22 protein-coding genes are annotated in these 18,191 nt (G+C 59.2%); 12 read left to right on the top strand and 10 right to left on the bottom strand.

Going from position 1 to position 18,191, the window contains the following annotated elements; translation table 11 throughout:
• Nucleotides 1-189: 189 nt before the first annotated feature.
• From AC1D2L_RS03190 to AC1D2L_RS03160, 7 genes are all read left to right on the top strand, one after another.
• Nucleotides 190-651 carry a hypothetical protein gene (locus AC1D2L_RS03190; protein ID WP_476844358.1) on the top strand — a complete coding sequence of 154 codons (462 nt, stop codon included), beginning with the start codon at nt 190-192 and terminating at the stop codon, nt 649-651.
• A gap of 270 nt (nt 652-921) precedes the next feature.
• Nucleotides 922-1,830 carry a hypothetical protein gene (locus tag AC1D2L_RS03185; RefSeq protein WP_476844357.1) on the top strand — a complete coding sequence of 303 codons (909 nt, stop codon included), beginning with the start codon at nt 922-924 and terminating at the stop codon, nt 1,828-1,830.
• A gap of 48 nt (nt 1,831-1,878) precedes the next feature.
• Nucleotides 1,879-2,154, top strand: a complete 276-nt coding sequence (locus AC1D2L_RS03180) for a hypothetical protein (RefSeq protein WP_476844356.1) — start codon at nt 1,879-1,881, stop codon at nt 2,152-2,154.
• A gap of 177 nt (nt 2,155-2,331) precedes the next feature.
• On the top strand, nt 2,332-2,832 hold the full coding sequence (locus AC1D2L_RS03175; RefSeq protein WP_476844355.1) for a hypothetical protein: 501 nt from the start codon (nt 2,332-2,334) through the stop codon (nt 2,830-2,832).
• Nucleotides 2,833-3,033: 201 nt separating this feature from the next.
• Nucleotides 3,034-3,402, top strand: a complete 369-nt coding sequence (locus tag AC1D2L_RS03170) for a hypothetical protein (protein WP_476844354.1) — start codon at nt 3,034-3,036, stop codon at nt 3,400-3,402.
• Between the two features lie 68 nt (nt 3,403-3,470).
• Nucleotides 3,471-5,792 carry a phage tail tape measure protein gene (locus AC1D2L_RS03165; RefSeq protein WP_476844353.1) on the top strand — a complete coding sequence of 774 codons (2,322 nt, stop codon included), beginning with the start codon at nt 3,471-3,473 and terminating at the stop codon, nt 5,790-5,792.
• Between the two features lie 473 nt (nt 5,793-6,265).
• A complete protein-coding gene (locus AC1D2L_RS03160) occupies nt 6,266-6,802 on the top strand; it encodes a DUF1236 domain-containing protein (RefSeq protein ID WP_476844352.1) in 537 nt (178 codons plus the stop codon).
• A 169-nt stretch (nt 6,803-6,971) separates the two neighbouring features.
• On the opposite strand, the gene AC1D2L_RS03155 is transcribed toward AC1D2L_RS03160, so the two are convergent.
• Nucleotides 6,972-8,045, bottom strand: coding sequence for a sensor histidine kinase (locus tag AC1D2L_RS03155; RefSeq protein ID WP_476844351.1), 1,074 nt, complete (start codon nt 8,043-8,045; stop codon nt 6,972-6,974).
• A gap of 161 nt (nt 8,046-8,206) precedes the next feature.
• On the opposite strand from AC1D2L_RS03155, the gene AC1D2L_RS03150 reads away from it, so the two are divergent.
• Nucleotides 8,207-8,668, top strand: a complete 462-nt coding sequence (locus AC1D2L_RS03150) for a response regulator (protein ID WP_476844350.1) — start codon at nt 8,207-8,209, stop codon at nt 8,666-8,668.
• Nucleotides 8,669-8,799: 131 nt separating this feature from the next.
• On the opposite strand, the gene AC1D2L_RS03145 is transcribed toward AC1D2L_RS03150, so the two are convergent.
• A complete protein-coding gene (locus AC1D2L_RS03145; protein ID WP_476844349.1) occupies nt 8,800-9,267 on the bottom strand; it encodes a Ros/MucR family transcriptional regulator in 468 nt (155 codons plus the stop codon).
• A gap of 597 nt (nt 9,268-9,864) precedes the next feature.
• Here AC1D2L_RS03145 and AC1D2L_RS03140 point away from each other — a divergent pair.
• The gene (locus tag AC1D2L_RS03140) at nt 9,865-10,245 is read left to right on the top strand and encodes a hypothetical protein (RefSeq protein WP_476844348.1); all 381 of its coding nucleotides are present in this window, start codon (nt 9,865-9,867) and stop codon (nt 10,243-10,245) included.
• Here the strand turns inward: AC1D2L_RS03140 and AC1D2L_RS03135 are convergent.
• Together AC1D2L_RS03135 and AC1D2L_RS03130 are read right to left on the bottom strand one after the other, a co-directional pair.
• On the bottom strand, nt 10,226-11,812 hold the full coding sequence (locus tag AC1D2L_RS03135; protein ID WP_476844347.1) for a P-loop ATPase, Sll1717 family: 1,587 nt from the start codon (nt 11,810-11,812) through the stop codon (nt 10,226-10,228). The two genes, AC1D2L_RS03140 and AC1D2L_RS03135, sit on opposite strands and share 20 nt — an antisense overlap.
• Nucleotides 11,813-12,159: 347 nt before the next feature.
• Entirely contained in the window at nt 12,160-12,465 is a 306-nt protein-coding gene (locus tag AC1D2L_RS03130) for a hypothetical protein (protein ID WP_476844346.1), read from the bottom strand.
• A 411-nt stretch (nt 12,466-12,876) separates the two neighbouring features.
• On the opposite strand from AC1D2L_RS03130, the gene AC1D2L_RS03125 reads away from it, so the two are divergent.
• Complete coding sequence (locus tag AC1D2L_RS03125) at nt 12,877-13,092, top strand: hypothetical protein (RefSeq protein WP_476844345.1); 216 nt, start codon at nt 12,877-12,879, stop codon at nt 13,090-13,092.
• A gap of 269 nt (nt 13,093-13,361) precedes the next feature.
• Nucleotides 13,362-13,565: a CsbD family protein gene (locus AC1D2L_RS03120; RefSeq protein WP_476844344.1), complete on the top strand. Its 204-nt coding sequence runs from the start codon at nt 13,362-13,364 to the stop codon at nt 13,563-13,565.
• 208 nt (nt 13,566-13,773) lie between these two features.
• On the opposite strand, the gene AC1D2L_RS03115 is transcribed toward AC1D2L_RS03120, so the two are convergent.
• From AC1D2L_RS03115 to AC1D2L_RS03105, 3 genes are all read right to left on the bottom strand, one after another.
• Nucleotides 13,774-14,784: a tyrosine-type recombinase/integrase gene (locus AC1D2L_RS03115; protein WP_476844343.1), complete on the bottom strand. Its 1,011-nt coding sequence runs from the start codon at nt 14,782-14,784 to the stop codon at nt 13,774-13,776.
• Between the two features lie 850 nt (nt 14,785-15,634).
• Entirely contained in the window at nt 15,635-15,904 is a 270-nt protein-coding gene (locus AC1D2L_RS03110; protein WP_476844342.1) for a hypothetical protein, read from the bottom strand.
• Nucleotides 15,905-15,921: 17 nt separating this feature from the next.
• Nucleotides 15,922-16,080, bottom strand: coding sequence for a transcriptional regulator (locus AC1D2L_RS03105; protein ID WP_476844341.1), 159 nt, complete (start codon nt 16,078-16,080; stop codon nt 15,922-15,924).
• A 178-nt stretch (nt 16,081-16,258) separates the two neighbouring features.
• Between AC1D2L_RS03105 and AC1D2L_RS03100 the strand changes: the two genes are divergently transcribed.
• On the top strand, nt 16,259-16,750 hold the full coding sequence (locus AC1D2L_RS03100; RefSeq protein WP_476844340.1) for a DUF669 domain-containing protein: 492 nt from the start codon (nt 16,259-16,261) through the stop codon (nt 16,748-16,750).
• Between the two features lie 79 nt (nt 16,751-16,829).
• On the opposite strand, the gene AC1D2L_RS03095 is transcribed toward AC1D2L_RS03100, so the two are convergent.
• The 3 genes from AC1D2L_RS03095 to AC1D2L_RS03085 all read right to left on the bottom strand — a co-directional run bounded on the left by AC1D2L_RS03095 (nt 16,830) and on the right by AC1D2L_RS03085 (nt 17,974).
• On the bottom strand, nt 16,830-17,051 hold the full coding sequence (locus tag AC1D2L_RS03095) for a hypothetical protein (RefSeq protein ID WP_476844339.1): 222 nt from the start codon (nt 17,049-17,051) through the stop codon (nt 16,830-16,832).
• A 157-nt stretch (nt 17,052-17,208) separates the two neighbouring features.
• Nucleotides 17,209-17,607, bottom strand: a complete 399-nt coding sequence (locus AC1D2L_RS03090) for a hypothetical protein (RefSeq protein ID WP_476844338.1) — start codon at nt 17,605-17,607, stop codon at nt 17,209-17,211.
• A gap of 85 nt (nt 17,608-17,692) precedes the next feature.
• Nucleotides 17,693-17,974: a helix-turn-helix domain-containing protein gene (locus AC1D2L_RS03085; protein ID WP_476844337.1), complete on the bottom strand. Its 282-nt coding sequence runs from the start codon at nt 17,972-17,974 to the stop codon at nt 17,693-17,695.
• Nucleotides 17,975-18,191: the final 217 nt, after the last annotated feature.

Raw genomic sequence — 18,191 nt, 5'->3', positions numbered from 1 at the left:
CTTTGAGCGGGTTTTCCTGCCCAGTCCTCCCGGACAACGCGCCCTGGCTTCGGCTCGGCGCACCAATTCCCTCTCCGCCGCCTGGTTGTTCACGGGCGGCGTCGAGACCCGGGCCGTCTGCGGGGCGCAGGCGGCCCGGGTTATTCTTGCCCAAACGAAACCCCTATCGCAAATTTCGAGGAGGCCGCCATGAGCGCGCTTGACCTACCGCGCGTCCGCACCGGCGATGCGGCCTATGCTTCCGGCTTAGCTCCGGCTGTTCTTCAGCAATGGCTAGACCGCGGGCTTGTAACACTGAGTCCGCTCGATAAGGCATCGTCTGGAAGCGGCGATAATAGGCTGCTGACAATTCGTCGTGTCACACAGATCGCAATCGTCACTGCTCTGAACGATCACGGCGTGCCTGTCCGGGTTGCCGCCGGCATGGCTCGTAGATACACCGACGAGGGTAACGTCGGCCGTCAACCCGGCGAGCTTTATCCTACCGGGTCAACTTTCCTGGTGCAGGATACGCCCTCAGCGGCCCGGGTCGTCAACGAACTGCCGGTGCCATTCCCAATGGTCGCGATAGCTGCGGATATCGGAGAGATCGTTGCGTACACGGCGGCACGCCTTCGTTCTCGCGGGATCGACATCGATGCCGCGGCCTAAGCTGACGACGACGACTAATGGCGAGCGCGCAGCACCAAACGCTCGTCGCGCGCGGCCGCCGCCTTCATCTCCAACCTGGCACGCACTGCAGCGAGATAGCGCTGCTCGCCGAGAGGGCGCCCGCCTCGTTAGCGCGAAAGCCGTTTCGCGGCGCATGTCGCCCGGCCTGCGCCACTGACCACCCGCCACCCAGCGCCGTCCCATCCCCCGCACCGATATGCCCCCGCGGTCCGCGGCGCGCGGCCGGCTGCCCATTTTTCCGGAGATAGAATGTCCCGATTCAACGAACCCGAACTGACGCCAAGCCAGTTGGCCGATGCCCTTGAAGCGGCTCGTGCTGATGATGCTGCCGCCCTTGCCGCCGTCGAGGCCGCGAAGTCAGAGTACGAGGCCGCGCTGCTTACCGCCACGCCCGACCAGCTCAAGACACTGGACGAGGCCCGTTCCGCAACACAACGCCTCGCCGACGTCAGCCGCGCCAAGATTGCCGACCTCGATCGCCGGCACAAAGCGGCGACCGACCCGGCGCTGATCGCCGCTCAGCGTAAGCGCCGCGCCGAGGCAGTGAAGCAGACGGCGGCCGCACGGGCGCTTATGACGGAGCTGTATCCGAAGGCCGCCGCTGAAATTCGGACTGTTATCCGAGCGGTGGCATCTGCGCAGGCCGCGGTTTTGGCGAGCCGGGCCGACATTACAGACGAAGACAACTTGCCGGACGTAGAGGCGACCAGGTCAAGCCCCCGCGAATGGTCATCGGTCCTCAGCGAGGACCGCGTCAGCCTGTGGGCCGGCGCGTCGGATTCCAAGCCTCTCGATCCCGATCAGCAGGCACGTGTCGTTCCCCACGCCGAAGCCGGCAGCATCGAGGAAAGGCGCGCGATGCGTATGGCCGGTGCCAACTACGTTCCGCGTGGCAGCCTCGCCGTGGAGCACGGCTGGCTTGATTGCGTGTGCAAGACGTTCGTTCGCCGGGAGGTCTTGCCAGACTTTGCAGGCTGGCGTGTGGACGATCTCCACTCGACCCTGCGACTGCCTGCCCTGTGGGCGGGCTCGGAGGATTTTTGGGAACCGACCCGGGGCTCGCCGCACGACATCATCGCAAAGCTGGACGCGCCCTTGCGGCCCCAGCCCGAGGCACCCAAGCGCGAGCCGGTGTTCGAATACAGCCTCGCCCATTGACCCTCCCGGCGGCGCCTGCGGGCGTCGCCTTCAATCTGGAAACAGCTAATGATCGACACCAGGACCCAGCGCGGCGTGCCGCCCAGCTCAACAACCGGCCCATTCAGCTCTGCCGAAATCGCTGCGGCAGAGGAGCGGCTATTGGAACGCGCACGCTTGGATGCACTTGCCGCAGCCGCCGAGATCACGGCGAGCTGGCTCGCTGTGATTGCGCGTGCGAGCGGCGCGGCCCATCAAGGAGGCGCGCCGGCCGAGCCCACCCCAAGCCCGTGGAGGAAGGTCATCGCCCACCACAACGCCACCCATGGCTCGCCAGGCGTGTAGGGCGCCAAGGAGGACCGTCGGACGCCTTCCTGCTCGACCGCAGCTGAGCCCGGTACGACGAGTTGCGGTCCGGCAACAGACCCCCCTCGGACGGGGCCCGTCCCAGCGGCCCCTCAAACTGTCGGGTGGGGAGCCCCGGGCTATCTGGATTCGTAGCTTCGAAAAAGAGGTTGACGGTTGACGATGATGGATGGCAGCCAGGCTGCGTACGCGCGATATAAAAACGTCTCCAAGCAGACCGTAACAGATTGGAAAACAAGAGGTCTGGTGGTTTTTTCGGAAGCCGGCGGCGTGGACTTTTTGGCCACAGACGCCGCGCTGGTTGCCCATGGTATTCGTCAACCCGAAAGCAGTGAACTTGACACTCTGGCTACGAAACTACTGACGGCTGACGGTCGGGAGTTATGGTCGAAAGCCGAAGCCGAACGGGTGCTTGAGAACTACGCGGCTCTATTGCGACAGCTCGCCTACGATCGCGAAAGCGCTAAAGTCGTTGAAATCGACGACGTAATTAGCGCCGTTCGCCAAGAGTACGGCATCGTTCGCGACCGGATTGGCAAAATCAGCGCGAATGTTGTGCCGCATCTAGTGGCGCTACAATCGCCTGAATTGATCAAGGCAGCAATAGACACGGAGGTCAACGCGGCGTTGGCCGAGCTTGTCGACATCGTCCCATAGTCCGACCCAGGCCAGCCCTAAGGACCACCATGATCATCCCGACCGGCGCTACAGCGCCTGATGACGCACGCGCCCAGATGGCCACTGCGACGAAAACCGCGATCGCCGATGCATTTGGGCGGTCTGCCCGCGCCTCCCAAATCCGCGACCGCCAGGCCGAGCACGACGCTCGCCGCCGCAACCTTCTGATTGGAAATCCTAATGTCTTCGCGCACCCTTGATCTGCTCTCGCCGGTTCCTTTCGCTGGCAGGTCCGTCGACAGCCTGAGTTTCCGCGAGCCGCGTATGCGGGAATACGCCGCCCACGGCGAACCGGTGATTCAGACCCGTTCGGCTGACGGAGGTTGGGTGGTTGTCGAGAACACCGACGCTATTTTCGCTTACGCCCGCGCGCTCCTTCCCGATGACCTGGCAGGCATTCTTGACCACGTCGGATTGGCGGACCTGCTTCGCATCAAGGAGGAGGTGCTGAGTTTTTTCGGGGACGCTCGGCTGGCTGGCGCGACCAGTCAGCAAAGCTCCTCGTCCTCGAACTCAGATGGCTCGACGCCGGAGCCTTCGGCGACCTGAATTTCGGCGAAGTCGATTTTTGGATAGAGCGCGGCTTGTCAGCCGGCCAAATACGAATTGGATAAATGATGGCCCGGCTTACCGCAGAATTGGTTGCCTCCTTAGTCGATAAAGTCTCTGGACCTGCCCGCTTAATGGGGTCTGCATTGAAAGCTGCCGACGCGCAGGCACGCGCGCTTGCTGCTGCGTCCAAGGCAGGCCTCGGAAACAAATTTGCCGGCGATCTGACTCGGCTTGGGTCATCTGCAGGAACCATCGATAAAGTCACCCGCGCGTGGGAGCGTTACCGCCGCGAGGCTGGGCTTGCGGCGGACGCATCCAAGTGGAGCAAGCAGCAGATCGGCCAAGTCCGTTCGTGGGAGCGCTCGCACCTGGCCGCCCTCAAGTCGGTCGAGGCTGCAAAGACGCGCATGCACGCGCCCGCGTCGCCCCAGGCCGTCAAACGCGCTGCAAGCCCCCAGACGAGCGGTGCGGCTACTGCCGTACTGGCAGCGGCACCGCGTTTCCTCGGGCCGGCGGCGTTGGCTTACGCGGGCGTCCAGAGCGTGAAGAAAAGCGCTGCAGCCGAACGGGCAGTCACGCGGATAGGCGTGACTGCAGACGCGTCGGTAGAGTCATTAGCCAAGGTGAGCGAGACCGCCCACGGCATCGCGCAGGAAGTCGCGATGCCATACGCCAGTGTCGTTGGTGGCCTGGACGTGCTGGTGGCCCAGGGACGCAGCCTGCAGGATAGTCTCGCGTTCCTCCCGTCAGTGGCCAGGACCGCGTCAGCAGCAGGCGCGGAAATCGATGATATCGCCAACACTGCGGACTCGGTGTCGTCGAATTTCAAGATCGCCGGCAAGGATATGCAGACCGCTTTCGACATCATGGCTTCGGGCGGCAAGGCCGGAAAATTCGAGCTTAAGGACATGTCCCGTTACCTGCCATCCCTCGGGCCGGCCGCGGCGGCGATCGGGTTCAGCGGCGAAAAGGGGCTGTCAGACCTAGTGTCGATGCTGCAGGTCATGCGGAAAGGATCGGGTTCTGCTGAGGAAGCCGTGTCCAGCATGAACAACATCTTGGCCAAGATGGAATCTGACAAGACCGCCAAGGCATTCAAGGGCTTGGGCGTCGACAGCGAGGCAGCGTTCAAGAAGGCACGCAAAGAGGGCCGGAACCTCGTCGAGGTATTCGAGGAACTGGTCGACAAGGCGCTGAAGGGCGACCGGTCGCGGCTCGGCGAAATCATCGACGACATGGAATTCAAGCGCGGCACCCAGGCGCTGATGACCTATCGAGGCGAATGGCAGAAAATGTCTGCGACCATCCGCTCGACATCGGCGGGATCGGTGGTTCGCGACCTCGATAAGGTCACGAACAATGTGCAGGCGAAGCTGGATCGCCTCGCTAATGCGTACGAACGGCGCATGCGTCAGATTGGCGGCGTCATCAGCGACATATTGGTGCCGATCAGCGATAAAATCGACGAAATAACCGAAGGCAAAAACCCGCGTGTGAACGCTGTGAATGACCGGGCAAAACTGGTCGTCAGCGACCACATTGCTCGCGCTGAGATGAATGGTGAACCGGCCCGACCATACGATGCCGACACACGGCGCACCATCGACGCCCGTCGTCAGTTCCTCGATCGCCAGCAATACGAAGAGAAAATAGCCGACCTCGATCGGCGGATCGCCGAAAAAGAGAAGCAGATAGCAAGCGTCCCCGGCCCGGGTCGTGCTGCTATTGCAGCGGGCCAGGCTCGGATCCGCGCACAAGTCGCTCCACTGGTCGCCGCCCGCTCCGGGCTGACGTCGGCACAGTCCGCCGTAGACGAGACGCAGGTCAGAATCACTGAGAATGACGCCCAACGGGCGCGCCTGCGTGGCACACGTCATAAGGGTTTCGGCGACTATTATGGCGACCAGCCGACGCCTCTGGCTCCGAATTCTTCGATGTCATTCGGCTTCAGCCCGCACGGCACCCGCGGCAGCGTCGCCAATGGACTGCCTGTCGCGGCACCGTTCCCGCCCCCTCGACCAGACAGCCTGCCGAGGGCTGTGCACCCGCTAAAGTCGTTTGACGACATCTACGCGCCGCAAGTCGATTCGACGCAGGTCGAAGCGGCCAGGACTAAGGCCGGCGAGGCAAAGGAGAAGCTCAGCGAGCTAAACCAGACCGTCACGCCCACCGTCAATCTGGCGTCTGTGCAGGCGCTCAGTGCGGAATTGGACGTCGTCCTGGCGAAATTTCAACGCATCGGCGGCGCAGCAGCCGCTGCGCGATCATCAGTAGCAGGAATCGCCGGGGAGGGCGCCGGGCGGGGGCGGTCTGACATCGCCACGGCTACTGCGGATCTCAGCCGCTCCAGGCAGACCAACATGACCGACCGAAGCTATACGGGCTGAGCCGCAGCAGGGAACTTAGTACATACGAGGCCCGCCCGGCGACGCTGAACCGCGCGCACCGGGCGGGAAGCTAGAGATCAGTAACGGTAGTACCCGCGGTCGAATGAGCGTCGGCCATAGGCTCTTGCATGGGGAGGCGGGCCGTGAAAACGGCGACCATAACCCCGGCCTGGACGGTCCCAGTGGCGCCGGCTAGGACGCCAATCGCGGTCACCGCGATAGTACTGTACGGGGTCAACGCCCATGGGCGCCGCAATCGGCGCACTGGTCGCTACTGGGCTCGCTATCACCGGGCCTGTGATCAACGCCCCGAAGGTTATCGCGGCGGCCACGATAAAATTGCGCATTTCGTCTCCTTGGTTCAACGAATTCATAAATGAGCTGAAGTTGATTGAATGCCAAATGAACAAATAATTTCACGCTTATTCATAGGCGTCTCGCTTATTTTTCTGTCTGGAATAGATGAACGCAGAATGAACGGTTTTCTATTCGATTATTATTTGTTTGGCGGAACATTAGAAAAGACCTTGGGTTGTGCTGCAGCTACCGCCGATCTGGATTGTCCCGATATCGGCAGGCAGAGGAGACACAAAATGATCAAGCAGATCGCGATTATTGCGTCACTGACCGTTATGCCGGCTGTTGCGTTCGCGCAAAACGCTCCTGCCGCACAGGGTGGTGCGGCTAGCGGTGCGCTAACGGGAGCGGTGGGTGGCGCCATTGTCGGCGGTCCAGTTGGAGCCGTGGTCGGCGGCGTCGGCGGCGCTGTCGTTGGCGCGATCATCGGCGACAATACGCCGAAATTCCGCGAATATGTCGTCACCCAAAAGCGACCTTCATATGTGTACGAGCAGCCGGTAGCAGTTGGCGCAGTACTCCCGCGCCAAGGAGTGCAATACTATGAAGTACCGAGCGAATACGGGAACACGCAGTACCGTTATACCGTCGTGAACAACCGGACCGTGCTGGTTGACCCCGAAACCGGTCGCATCGTTCAGATTATCGACTGACAACTTCTGCGCCGCAATAGTTTTATCTGCTGGATTGGCGCAAATGAAGCCGGTCACCTTTTGGTGACCGGCTAGTACCTGTCCGCAAGTCGCTCGGTTGATGGATCAGCTGGTGCGTACGAGTGCGCTCTTGATGCGCGTCAGCGGCGGTTAGCTGTAGAACGAGGGATCATGCAGCCCTCGGTATCCGCGACGTGAAGGTTGCGCGCGTGATCTCGATGCTCATGCCGGCAGCGCTGCTCGTTATTTCCATAACGGCATTCAGCTGCTTGACCAACGCCTGCACAATCGCCGTCCCCAGGCCGGAACTGCTCGCGGTAATCTCGCTGAAGCCTTTCCCCACGCCATTGTCTGAGACCGTCAGCTTCCAGTCGTTGCGGTCGATCTCATAGGTCACAAGTATGATCGCGCCCGCCTCGGCGGCGGGAAAGGCGTATTTGATCGCATTGATCACAAGTTCGGTAACAATCAGGCCGATGCTGACGGCCTTATCGGACCCGATCTTACCAGCATGCGCCATCACCTTAAGGGTGATCGGCTGAGTGTCGCCAATCATGGATGAGGCGAGACTTTCGCAAAGCTTCTCCAAATAGGTGTCTACGTCGATCTCGTCGATGCCTTCAGAGGCATATAGATGACGTTGGACCTCGGCCACCGACATGACGCGCTGATGTGCATCCTTGAGATGCTGGCGGGTCTCCTCAGATAGCACGGCGCGGGCCTTCAGCAGCAAGATGCTCGCGATGATCTGGAGGCTGTTGGCAACGCGGTGCTGCATCTCTTGCAGCAAGACGCCTTTCTGGCGTAGCAGCTCCTCGGTCTGCGCGAGCAGTTTCTCTTTCTCGCGCTCGATCAACCGGCGTGCCGTGACGTCCATGAAAGCGAGCAGGATCGTGGTGTTCGCGCCGTCGTCGTAAACGACCTGCCGGGCATTCAGCAGCATCGTCCTGCGACCGATCCCAGGAAAATCATGCTCGACCTCGAAGCCGTCCATGGCAACGCGCTGCGGGATGACCGTTTCCAGAAGCACACGAAGTGCGGGAATATCCCATTGGCCATCTCCAAGCGAATAGAGCAGCCGGCCGAGCGTCTGGTCCGGCTCGACCTTGAAGCTCCGATAGAAGGAGGCGCTAGCGGCCAAGACGCGGAACTGATTGTCGAGTACGACAAACGGTTCAGGAATTGTATTGACTATCGCTTGAGCGAGCGTCTGGGCGTCTTCTAACTTCTGGAAATCTAGCACAAAAAAGCCTTGTTGTAACGCCGGGCGTTCATCTGGATCAGATCGACAACCCTCAGCATGCTTACAGCATGCCGCCCCGCCTGTCGTGGAACCAATGAAGGGGACGCGCTAGCGCCGAGAGCAAGCTGGGGGCGCCCTACATGCTGTGCAGGCCTGACAGCATGACGACCTCAAGCGTCGGCTGGCGCTCAGGCATCGCACGTGCCTCCAAGCCGGAACATCCAGGACCAGCTCGTAGTTGCCTTCGTATGTCGCCCAAAACAACGTCGTCGCAGACCACCGTTCTCGTAGTCGAGGACAATGCCATCTTGATGATGGGCGCAGTCCAGATGGTTGAGGACGCGGGCTATCTCACGTTGCAATCTGTCGGCTCTGCCGCGGCTATCAAAATGCTCGAAGCGCACGTCGAGATCAGCGTCCTTTTCACCGATATCGAGATGCCGCCGGGCGAGGACGGATTATGGCTTGCTCGGTCGGTGCGTGAGCGCTGGCCGTTAGTAACCCTAGTCATTGCCTCGGGTCGCGTCTCGCCCTTGGCATGCGACATGCCGACCGAAACTGTATTTCTGCAGAAGCCATACCGCGAGGCGGCGCTTGTGAGCGCTCTGGCAGGGCTTCGCTGAGGGCCGACCGCGGCTCCGAGCCTAATGCACGGTAGCCTCCCTGTTCTAAACCGCGTGCGCGCTAGAGCGGGGAGCCAGCGAAAGCCCGCCCGATTACCGCGGATGTAGCGGGATCGGGCGGGCAAGAATCCTCACACCACCGCCTTCTTTGGCCGCCCGCGCTTAGCTTTCGGCGTGGGCTCAGGCATCGGCTTGACCGCCGCAGCCGCCTTGCGTCCGAGGCCGATCGATTTTGCCAGGGCAGAGCGCGCTTCTGCATAATTGGGGGCGACCATCGGATAATCGGACGGCAGGCCCCACTTGGCGCGATACTGGTCGGGCGTCAGGCCGAACTTGCTGAGGTGGCGCTTCAGCGACTTGAAGGCCTTGCCGTCTTCCAGGCAGATGATCGCGTCTGGCGTCACCGACTTCCTGATGGAGACAGCCGGAACGAGAGCCGGTGCGGGCGGTGCCACTGGCTCGCCGCCAAGTTTAATGAGCGCGGCATGCGTGCTGGCGATTAGAGCGGCTAAATCGCCGGCCGGGACATTGTTGTTTGCCACATATGCGGAGACAATTTCTGCCGTGAGATCGAGAAGTTCTTGAGGGGTATCGGACATAGGGACTCCAGCGGGATTAGTCAGTCCATCCGACAAGAACAGGCTGAAATCAAGCGATAGACCAATTGCCGCGGATTATAAACCTTAGGGGAGCCGCTTGGAAGGCCCATCCGAAGCCGGCTCAGCCGAAGAGCGGGATCAGCACAACCGAAGCAATGACAACGACAACCGCGGCCCGAACCAGCACGCCATGACAGGCTGCCATCGTCTTCTCGGATTCCATTTTTTGGCCTCCCGTCGCCCCCTTTGACATGGTCGCGCGAAGGCGGTCGGACGACAATGCTGGTTTCAGGGGTAGTTCTCGTTTGGCAGGCGGCGTGGCCGAAACGGCACGGTGAACTGCAGGAGCGTACCGGGCGGCTTAGCTGGTTGTGAAAACCCGCCCGGGCGACTGTGGACGTACCGGCGCGCGGCTCGCCCTGCTTGCTGCGGCCAACGCTGTACACGCGCCATTCCGTGGGCCTCATACCAGTCATCGATTTTACGGGCCGTCGTACAGCAGCCCGCATGACTACCCGCATTTAGTGTTGCAGCGAAGAGCCGAGAGTATTCGCCAGCGCACGACCGCATACGGTTCGTTTTTTAAAGGATAAGCTTATGCACACAGAGGTCGACCAAGTGTTCAACATAGCTCAGGCATCCGCGTGCGCGGGCGTCACGCCCGAAATGGTGCTGGGATGGATGCGTCGCAAACAGTTTTCGCTGGAAGACGGAGATATCACCAACCAAGGCGACAAAGAAGCGAGATGGTCTAAATCAGGCATTCACCGCCTCGCTATATTCTGTCGCCTTGTAAGAGAAGGCAGATCTTATGCTTCAGCTAAGGTTGATACGGAAATTATTTTAAAAAACCAAACCACAGCAAAAGATATTCAGAGATTATCACCCTTCGATCCCTACGACGCGCGAACGATAATCTCCTTGACAGAGAAGCGTATCGCCAAATTGCAGCGCCGCCTCAGTCGAAGCGCTTGTTGACCGTTTCGTCTAGTTGCTGGAGCAGAGCTTCGTCGTACTCTTCAAAAGCCTCATCGATTTGTGCGCCAACCGCATCTACGAGGCGTCGAGTGATGATACGCTCAACGCGCGCATCTGCCACTTGGAAGCGGAACACGTGCTTTCCGCCCAACTCGCTTTGCGCCGTACCATTCTGAACCACTAGTCCGGCATCCTGCCAGACCTTTATTTTATTTCGCGCGCCTTGGTCGCCTATTTTAAATGCAAATTGGACATCACTATTAACAAATGAAACCTGACCAAGCCGAAGCACCTGCTGTAAATGACGTGGATTAAACCATCGGCCAATTGTTTCAACGGCGTATTTGTTTAATCCAATAGTCAACGAATTATTGTCTATAACGTCTCCTGCGTCCTCTCCCAACGCATCATGCTCTCTGAAAACAGTGTCGAATAGCTTTATTAGTTCGCGGGGCGATGTAAGTGCGAGAGTGCACATGTGCGAAAAGACATCGTCGGGATCGAGATCGTCCGCGAGCAGATCCGCGAAAGATAGGCGCCCCTCGGAAAAAAACCGAACACGCGCTTCGATAAGCTCTCTCAGATTGTACTGGTTCCACGAAATCGTGGCGTGCGCGATCTTGTCCAGCCGGACAGGTGTTTTCCCTTCGAAGTGATCTTTCACCTTGCTCCAAAGGAAAAATATCCATGAGAATCCATTGACCTCCAGAAGCTGGATCTGGGCCAATAGCGGATGTATCAAGGATGCTGTTGCCTCTGCGGAGTTGGCTGTCGCTTGAATTTCGTCGACTTTGTCCACAAGGACGACGATGCCGGAGAAGCCGAATGCCCGCACTAGGTCGGTCAGTCTGCCGAGAATTGCACGAGGGACGTTCGGCGCGTCGCCTATCAAGGATTTGAGAAGGCTCTCAGCGGGGGCCGCGACGTCGAGTGGGATGTCGCTTTTCTTTGAGAGGGCACTCACTACTGACGCGAGGATTTTCGACAGCGAATCCCACCGCTGGGTGGCCCAAACTCTGCTCTTTTCGCTCCATGCGCTATTCAACAGTCTCAAAGCTTCTTCGGTCGAAACGCTCCTGTCGATCTCCCCCACATTTAAGTAAAATCCTTGCAAAAGAGCAAGGGACAGCGATTTTTCTGCGGCGTTTAAGCCTTCGACAAAGATCGCGCGATCATCTGCGTTCATAGAGGCCAGCCACGCTAATAGCTGCTCTAATACGGCAAATGCAACAATGTTTACGATATCTCTTTCATTGAATTTACCCTTCTTAAATTGATGCTCAATTCGCGAATAATCAGTCAGATTTACGACGAATGGAAGTGTCTTACCAGTATTTGCGTCTGCGTATCTTTTCCAAATTTCATTAAATACTGTAATTCTTGTTGCGCTTTTGCCGGCGCCTCTGTCTCCAAATAGTATAAAGGTAGATAGTCCGTTTACCCGTTCCGATATTGCTTGCAGATACGGCGGGCGCACTGCGTAATCGGCAATGTTTGGTTCAGTTTCTGCGGTGTAATGTTCAAAAGGATTGCCCAGGAGGCCAAGCTTCGTAACGAGCGTCTTCATGTAGTTCCCGCAGGCATCCAAGCGACGAGCCATTTTCAGCCTCAAAAATGCGCATCACACCGCAGCAAGTCAACGCCTGCATAAGGCCAATCGACGCGGATATGCGCATCGTCCGACTAGGTCGTCCTGCTGGTAGATCTCGTTGTATGACAATACGCGTCGGTCCGCGTTGGTCTCCGTGGACAGCCTTTCGTTTGCATCGACCGCTAGGATGCGCGCCGCTTCACCCTCGACTACGATCGTATCGCCGCCGACGACTGTGGCTCGCCCGGCGATATCCGACGCGTGGGCAGGAAGGGCTAAGAGAGCGAGCGGAGTAGACTGCGCTGTCGTGGCGACGGCGTGCTTCAATCCTTTTGCATGTCTGCTGGCACGTGTCTGAGGTTTCCCCCGGGTCTGGGATTGTCGCCGCGCTCACGCGCTTTGCGCAGCTCTCCGTTCAGCCTTTCAGCAATCTCCCAGCGCTCACTCCATCGAGCATCTGTTACATAGCCCTTCACGCAATACAGGTTTCGGGCCAGTCTTTCGACATATACCCTCGCCGCATCGAGGCAGATATCCTCGGTCAGATAGAAGCTCGGATCGAGGGGGACGACCCTAGAATCAGGGTTATAGAGTGGGTTCATTAGGAACCAGACCAGATAGGCTTTCAATAGGCGATCCTCACAGCTTTGCAGGAGGTATCGAAGGTCATCTCCTGAGCATGTCAACTGCGAGCCGGCACATCGCCCCTCCGCACGGGCGCTCGGCAACTGTCACCAATGCCCCGTTAGCCCATTAACTCTGCATCTGTGATGTTCCTTTTGTGTTCTCAATTCGAGGACACGAAGATGACGCAGCCCCAACCGCAACCAGAGCCGGATCTGAACGACATCGAATGCCAAATTGCCGACCTCGTGGCCGAGCACGGCAGCGAACGCGCTGCGCGCTGTGTTGCAGGACTGGGATACGCTGCTTGCCGACGCCGATCGTTCGGGATCGCGGGGCTTCCTGCGCGGGCTATTCTCAGCCGGCGCTAGGCCCGTCAGAGACGACAAGTGATGGTGACGCGATCTAAGCGCAGCATGTCGCCCGAGCGCGCCGCTGCGATGAAGGCGTCCGTCCTGGCATTCCAACACGAAGTTCGGGGATGGTGCGGGCAGATCCCAATCGGCACGACAGTTTACGTCGCCCTGTCTAACCTCAACGACGCCCTCAATCTGGCCGACTCGCAGTTGAACGCCGCCATCGATGACAGGCGCCGCGGCAAGGGCGCAGGCGACATCCACGATTTTGATTGATGCTGCGCTCGGGAGAGCGTCAGATCGGACGATCCCGGCCCGTCGTCAAAGATTGGATAGAGGAGTTTGGCCCGAACGGTTCGGCCCAATCGGCGCGTAGCCTCCAAAGGCCGTGAGCAGCGCTGCCTGGGCAGGAACATTGTCCAAGGCCCCCTGCAGGTGAGCCACCGCCGCTCCACAGCGCTGTTTCGAAGTGGGTCACAGCTCTTCGAAACCAAATTCCCCCTGGGGCGTTACATTCCTATCCCAAGCGATCAGAGGAGAGTCCGATGGACTGGAACCGCGTCGAAGGCAACTGGAAGCAGATGAAGGGGAACATCAAGGAGCAATGGGGCAAGCTCACAGACGATGATCTAGACGTCATCGCTGGAAAGCGCGACCAGCTCGAGGGTAAGATTCAGGAGCGCTACGGCCTCGAGAAGGACCGCGTAAAATCAGACGTGGATTCTTGGTATAGCCGCCAGACTTGGTGATCGGCTGACGGCGAGCTAGCCCCGCTGCCCGGAGCATGCTCTCATCAGCGATAGCCCGGCGCCCCCGCGGCGTCGGGCTTTTCCATTTTCGTTCATGCCGCCCCTCGGCCACAACCGTCCCCACTTTGAGGCGCCCGTCTGCTTGGATACCTCGGCAACTGATCACCGGCGTTCATGTCCGATCGTGACCACGCCCGCTGCCTCTGCGCTAGAGTGAGCCCTCCGCACTCTGCAGCAAATGGTTCAGCGCCGTCTCTATCGCTGCGAGGCTAGCCTCAGCGGCGGCTTGGCCCTCTAGTGCTTCGCGCATCAACAGCCGAAACTGGCTCAACTCTGCGGCAACCCCGCGCAGGATAATTGTCGGCGAAAATGGCAGCGTCCCGCTGTGCGCAAGTCCGCTCGGCGCCGTGTTTACGGTATCTGTTCCCCTCGCGGCGAGCCGCTGATCGATGTGTTTGCTGTACTTCATCACCATCAGCATGGACATTCCGACCATGGCGGCTATCTGCTGGTGCGACTTCCCTGAGATGCGCTCGTCGCACACCTTGGTCGCCCGAAGGTCGTGCGGCGTGAACGTCGCTAAGGCTTGTCCAGCCTGTGTCGACCGATAGGCATTCCAGACCGTCCGCAGCGTGTCCTCGGTGTACGGGCGCCCGTTTGGCTTCCTGATATATGGCGCGTCACTTGGCTGCTGCCAGCCGTCGATTATCGCCAGCTCATCAGGCCTGAGCGGGCACCAATGAGGCTTTCCCTTAAGCTTCGTGATGGTCGTCATGATGCCGTCTTGGTCACGGTCGCAAGGGCGCATACGGATCAGGTCCGAAATGCGCTGGCCAGTGGCCTTCCCGAGTACTGCCAGGCGGCGCAGGGCGATCGGGGCGTGGTCGGCCGTCAGCGCAGCCCACGCAGCCTCAGAGAGCGGCTGGGCCCCGTCGCTGACCTCAAGCAGCTTGTCCACTTCACGTGTCGGATTGTCCGAACGCAAACCCTTCTGAACGGCCAGTTTCATCAGCTGTTTGATCTGAACGCGAACCATGTTGCCCATAGCAGGACGGTCTGCGAACTTGTTGATCAACACCATCACGTGAGAAATTTTGATCCCGTCGACGCGGCGGGATGCCCATGCCTCGAGGATATGATCGAGCGCCGTCCCGTACGTAACTATCGTGTTCCGGCTCTTGGCTGCCCAGGAGGGCTGTGCCTTGTAGGTCTCGACCAAAGCTGAGATCTCATGCCTCCGGTCCCGCTTAGATCGCTCAACCGGCCTCGTCAGCCGATCGTACTCCCGATCGAAGGCAGGGGATCCAAAATCAGGCATGCGGATCATTGGCCCTCGGTCGAGCTTTCCGCGGCGAGCCTGATAGTACCAATAGACGGTTCCGTTAGGTTTCTTGACCCGGAAAACGCCGGAAGGAGGCGCGCGCAACCCGCGCCGACCCGAAACGGTAACGTGGCCCATGGATTGACACCTCGCCTCGACGCGGCATCGTATCTTCCGAGCAGTCAGTGCTCAACGTCGCCGGGCCCGGATGTCACGGTGTTACCTATCCAAGAAATCGGATCTTATCACCAAAATAATCCACCTTTGATTGAAGTTCATCAATAATATCCTTCATTTCAGAGCTATATATCTCCATTTTCTCAGATTTTACATGATCAATATCTGGGATTCTGGAAATTCGATCACACAACGCGACGAGAGACTGAGCGCGCGCTGAAATTACATCGCACATCGCAATGGCGTAGAGCGTCGGATCCGGAAGGGACATGCTTCTGTTCTTTCATTGATTCAAACAATGAAGTCATAGATTGCGTACACGCTTAAGATCGTCAACAAAAAAGTTTGTAATTCGCAATTATATTATCAAGATAATCTCAGGTGATTATCTTGATAATAGGTTGATCGATTATTTTTATTAATCAACGCTAGTTATCTGTCTCGGATCGTGCTGCCTCTCGCCGGAACCCAAGCACTGGCCGCTAGCGCCCCAGCTATCACTCCCCCTAAGCTTCACGACGCCTTCGCCGCGCTTGTCAAAGACGAACTCGATGCCGGCTGCGCGATGCATTCAGTGCAGCGTCTCGCCCTCGTCGGTCTCCAAGATCTTCTTCAACCCAACGCGTTGGATTTCGGCCTGAAGGTAGTCCCAGGCGGCTTGGTCGGTTGGAAACGTCTCATCCCAGACGGTGGAGTTCCAATCCGCGTCGACCAACTCCAAGGCCCAACCTTCGCGATCATCTAGGCCGTAGATATCAACCTTGACCGTGATTCCGTCGTGCGTGATCTCGCGTGAGAGATTCGAGTGTATGACGTTGGGCTCTTTCTCGTCGCTTGCCATGTCGGTCTCCGTTTGAGCTACTGGACGCTCTTCAGCGCCACGCCCGGGCCGGTTGCTGTGTCGCCGTTGTCGAGGAAGGTGACGCCGGCTGCCTCAAGGGCGGCGCGGATGGCGTCTACTGTGCGCTCCTTAAGGTCCTCGCCCCTCTCATACCGAGTTAGCGTGTTCGTGGACACCTTCGCAGCCTCTGCCAATTCTCGAACGCCGATCTGAAGCGCTGCGCGGGCCATACGGCATTGTGCTGGGCTCATAAATCGCTACTCCGTTGCGATTTCGCCTTGACGGGGCGATACAAGGCGCTATTGTTTACACCGTAGCGAAATCGCCTCTGCGATGCAATAAGGAGCCAGCCCCATGACCATGCTTCCACGAAACGCAGTTAATGAACACGCCAAGCCGTCCGCCGGCTTTACGCCGATGGAACCCGGCGACTACACGCTTGTCATGATCGAAAGCGACTACGTCGCCAACGCCAAGGGCAACGGCATGGTGGCCAAGCTGCAGTGCCAGGTCATCGGCGGCGAATATGACGGGCGCCCATACTACATCAACCTGAACCTGGAACACGAAAACCAGCAGGCGCAGGATATTGCGCAACGTGACTTCGCAGCCCTTCGCCGTGCGGTCGGCGTGCTGTCGCCGCAGAACACAGTCGAACTCCATAACCGCGCGTTCAACGTCAAGATGGGCGTCAAGCCGCGCAAGGACACAGGCGACATGGAGAACGTCATCAAGGAGTACATTTTCGCTGACGGCGGCGCGCCTGCCAACGACAACGCGCGCCCGACGCCTGCCGCCGCCGCTCCGGAAACCGCCAAGTCGCGTCCGTGGGATAAAAAGGCCTGAGCAAAGCCGGGCGGTCGCCTGAGCCGGGAAGCAACCGGCGACCGCCCTATACCCCCTCAACCAAAGTCCGCTATGGCTCTCAAGGCGATGCGCGATCAAAGCTTGAGCTAATTCTCAGTTCTCCGGCCCGGTTGAGATAGCGGACGATGGCTATTTCGAGGGCTGATGCCTCTAGGCCTGCTACCGTGTTCGGAGCGGCGCCCTTGATCTGCCGCAGCCGAGCAATTGCGTGGAGCATCTCATCATAGGTTTCGAGGCGAATAATCGGAGCTTCCGGGTGCCTTCCATTACGATCTGACATGGAAACCTCCCCCTTTTGGAAGGGTACCTCACGGGGGCGGCCGCACAATAAACTAAGTTAATCCGAATCGCAGGCAGCGAAAACCCACAGCAGCAGCGCCGTGACAGCCCGTCAGTCGAAAGGGGGCTTCAATGGGCAAGCCGGCCACCCTACGCCCCTACTCAAAGGTACCGGTGGATGGCGGATGCTTGGATTCCCACGCCTCCAGCGCGTTGGACACACGGGCAAGCTCTGTGCGTTCCTGATGACCGCTGCTCGGGCCTAGCAATTCGGCCTTGCGCGTCTTGGCCGCCTTGTATTCGGCCTCGGATGCGATTGCCTGGCTTCGCTCGGTCGGGCCGTTGGCCTCGCTTCCGATATCCGTGGCGTTTTCCCATAGGGCGCACGCCTCGGATAATGCCGTCAGCTCCGCTTCAAGCAGCGCCTGGCGATCATCGGGTGCACTGCGGATCTCGTTCACGCGAACGCGGGCAAGCTCGTATACTTCAGGCGAGTCGATAACAGAGCGAACCGGAGCCATTGCAACCTCAATCTGTCGTTTGAGGTTGAACGGCAAAGGTCGCGTGGGTTCCACCGCACCGCGAGCGAGCCGAAAAGTCGTACGAACCCACGAGCAAGCGTGTCCTGAGCAGCGGGACTCCTCAGGCCTTAATGCGCTCAATGCGCTTGAAGGGCGGCGGTGGAAATTCGCGAAGCTCAACGCCCATCGGCGTGAACGTCACGCCGGCTCGGACCAGTTCGGAGATGATGACGTACATCGTTGATTCGTGCGGCTGGCGCTTGTCCGTTTCGAGGTCGGCGATTGTGGACTTGCCAAGGTTGAGGTTCGCGGCAAGTTCGGCCTGTGTCCAGCCGAGCAAGGCGCGCGCAGCGCGCACCTGAGCAGACAAAATCGTTGGTTCATATTTTTTGGATGAAATCATGCTTTTAGATTGACATCTGTCGCTGCGGTGCCTAAGTGCTAAGCGTCTGTTGGACCTATGTCAATATTTTAGGTTGGTTCTCGGAGGGTGGGGCATGAAACCGGCAAACGATAACCGAAGCGACTGCAGGTTTCCGCCGCGGGGTCTCTCTCGCACCGACGCTGCACATTACGTCGGTATATCGCCGTCACTCTTTGATGGCCTAGTCAGCGAAGGC

Source organism: Allobosea sp. P1_B10 (genome assembly GCF_056406735.1).
Note: the sequence above shows the minus strand (reverse complement) of the source record. Positions and strands in the feature narration are given on the sequence as shown.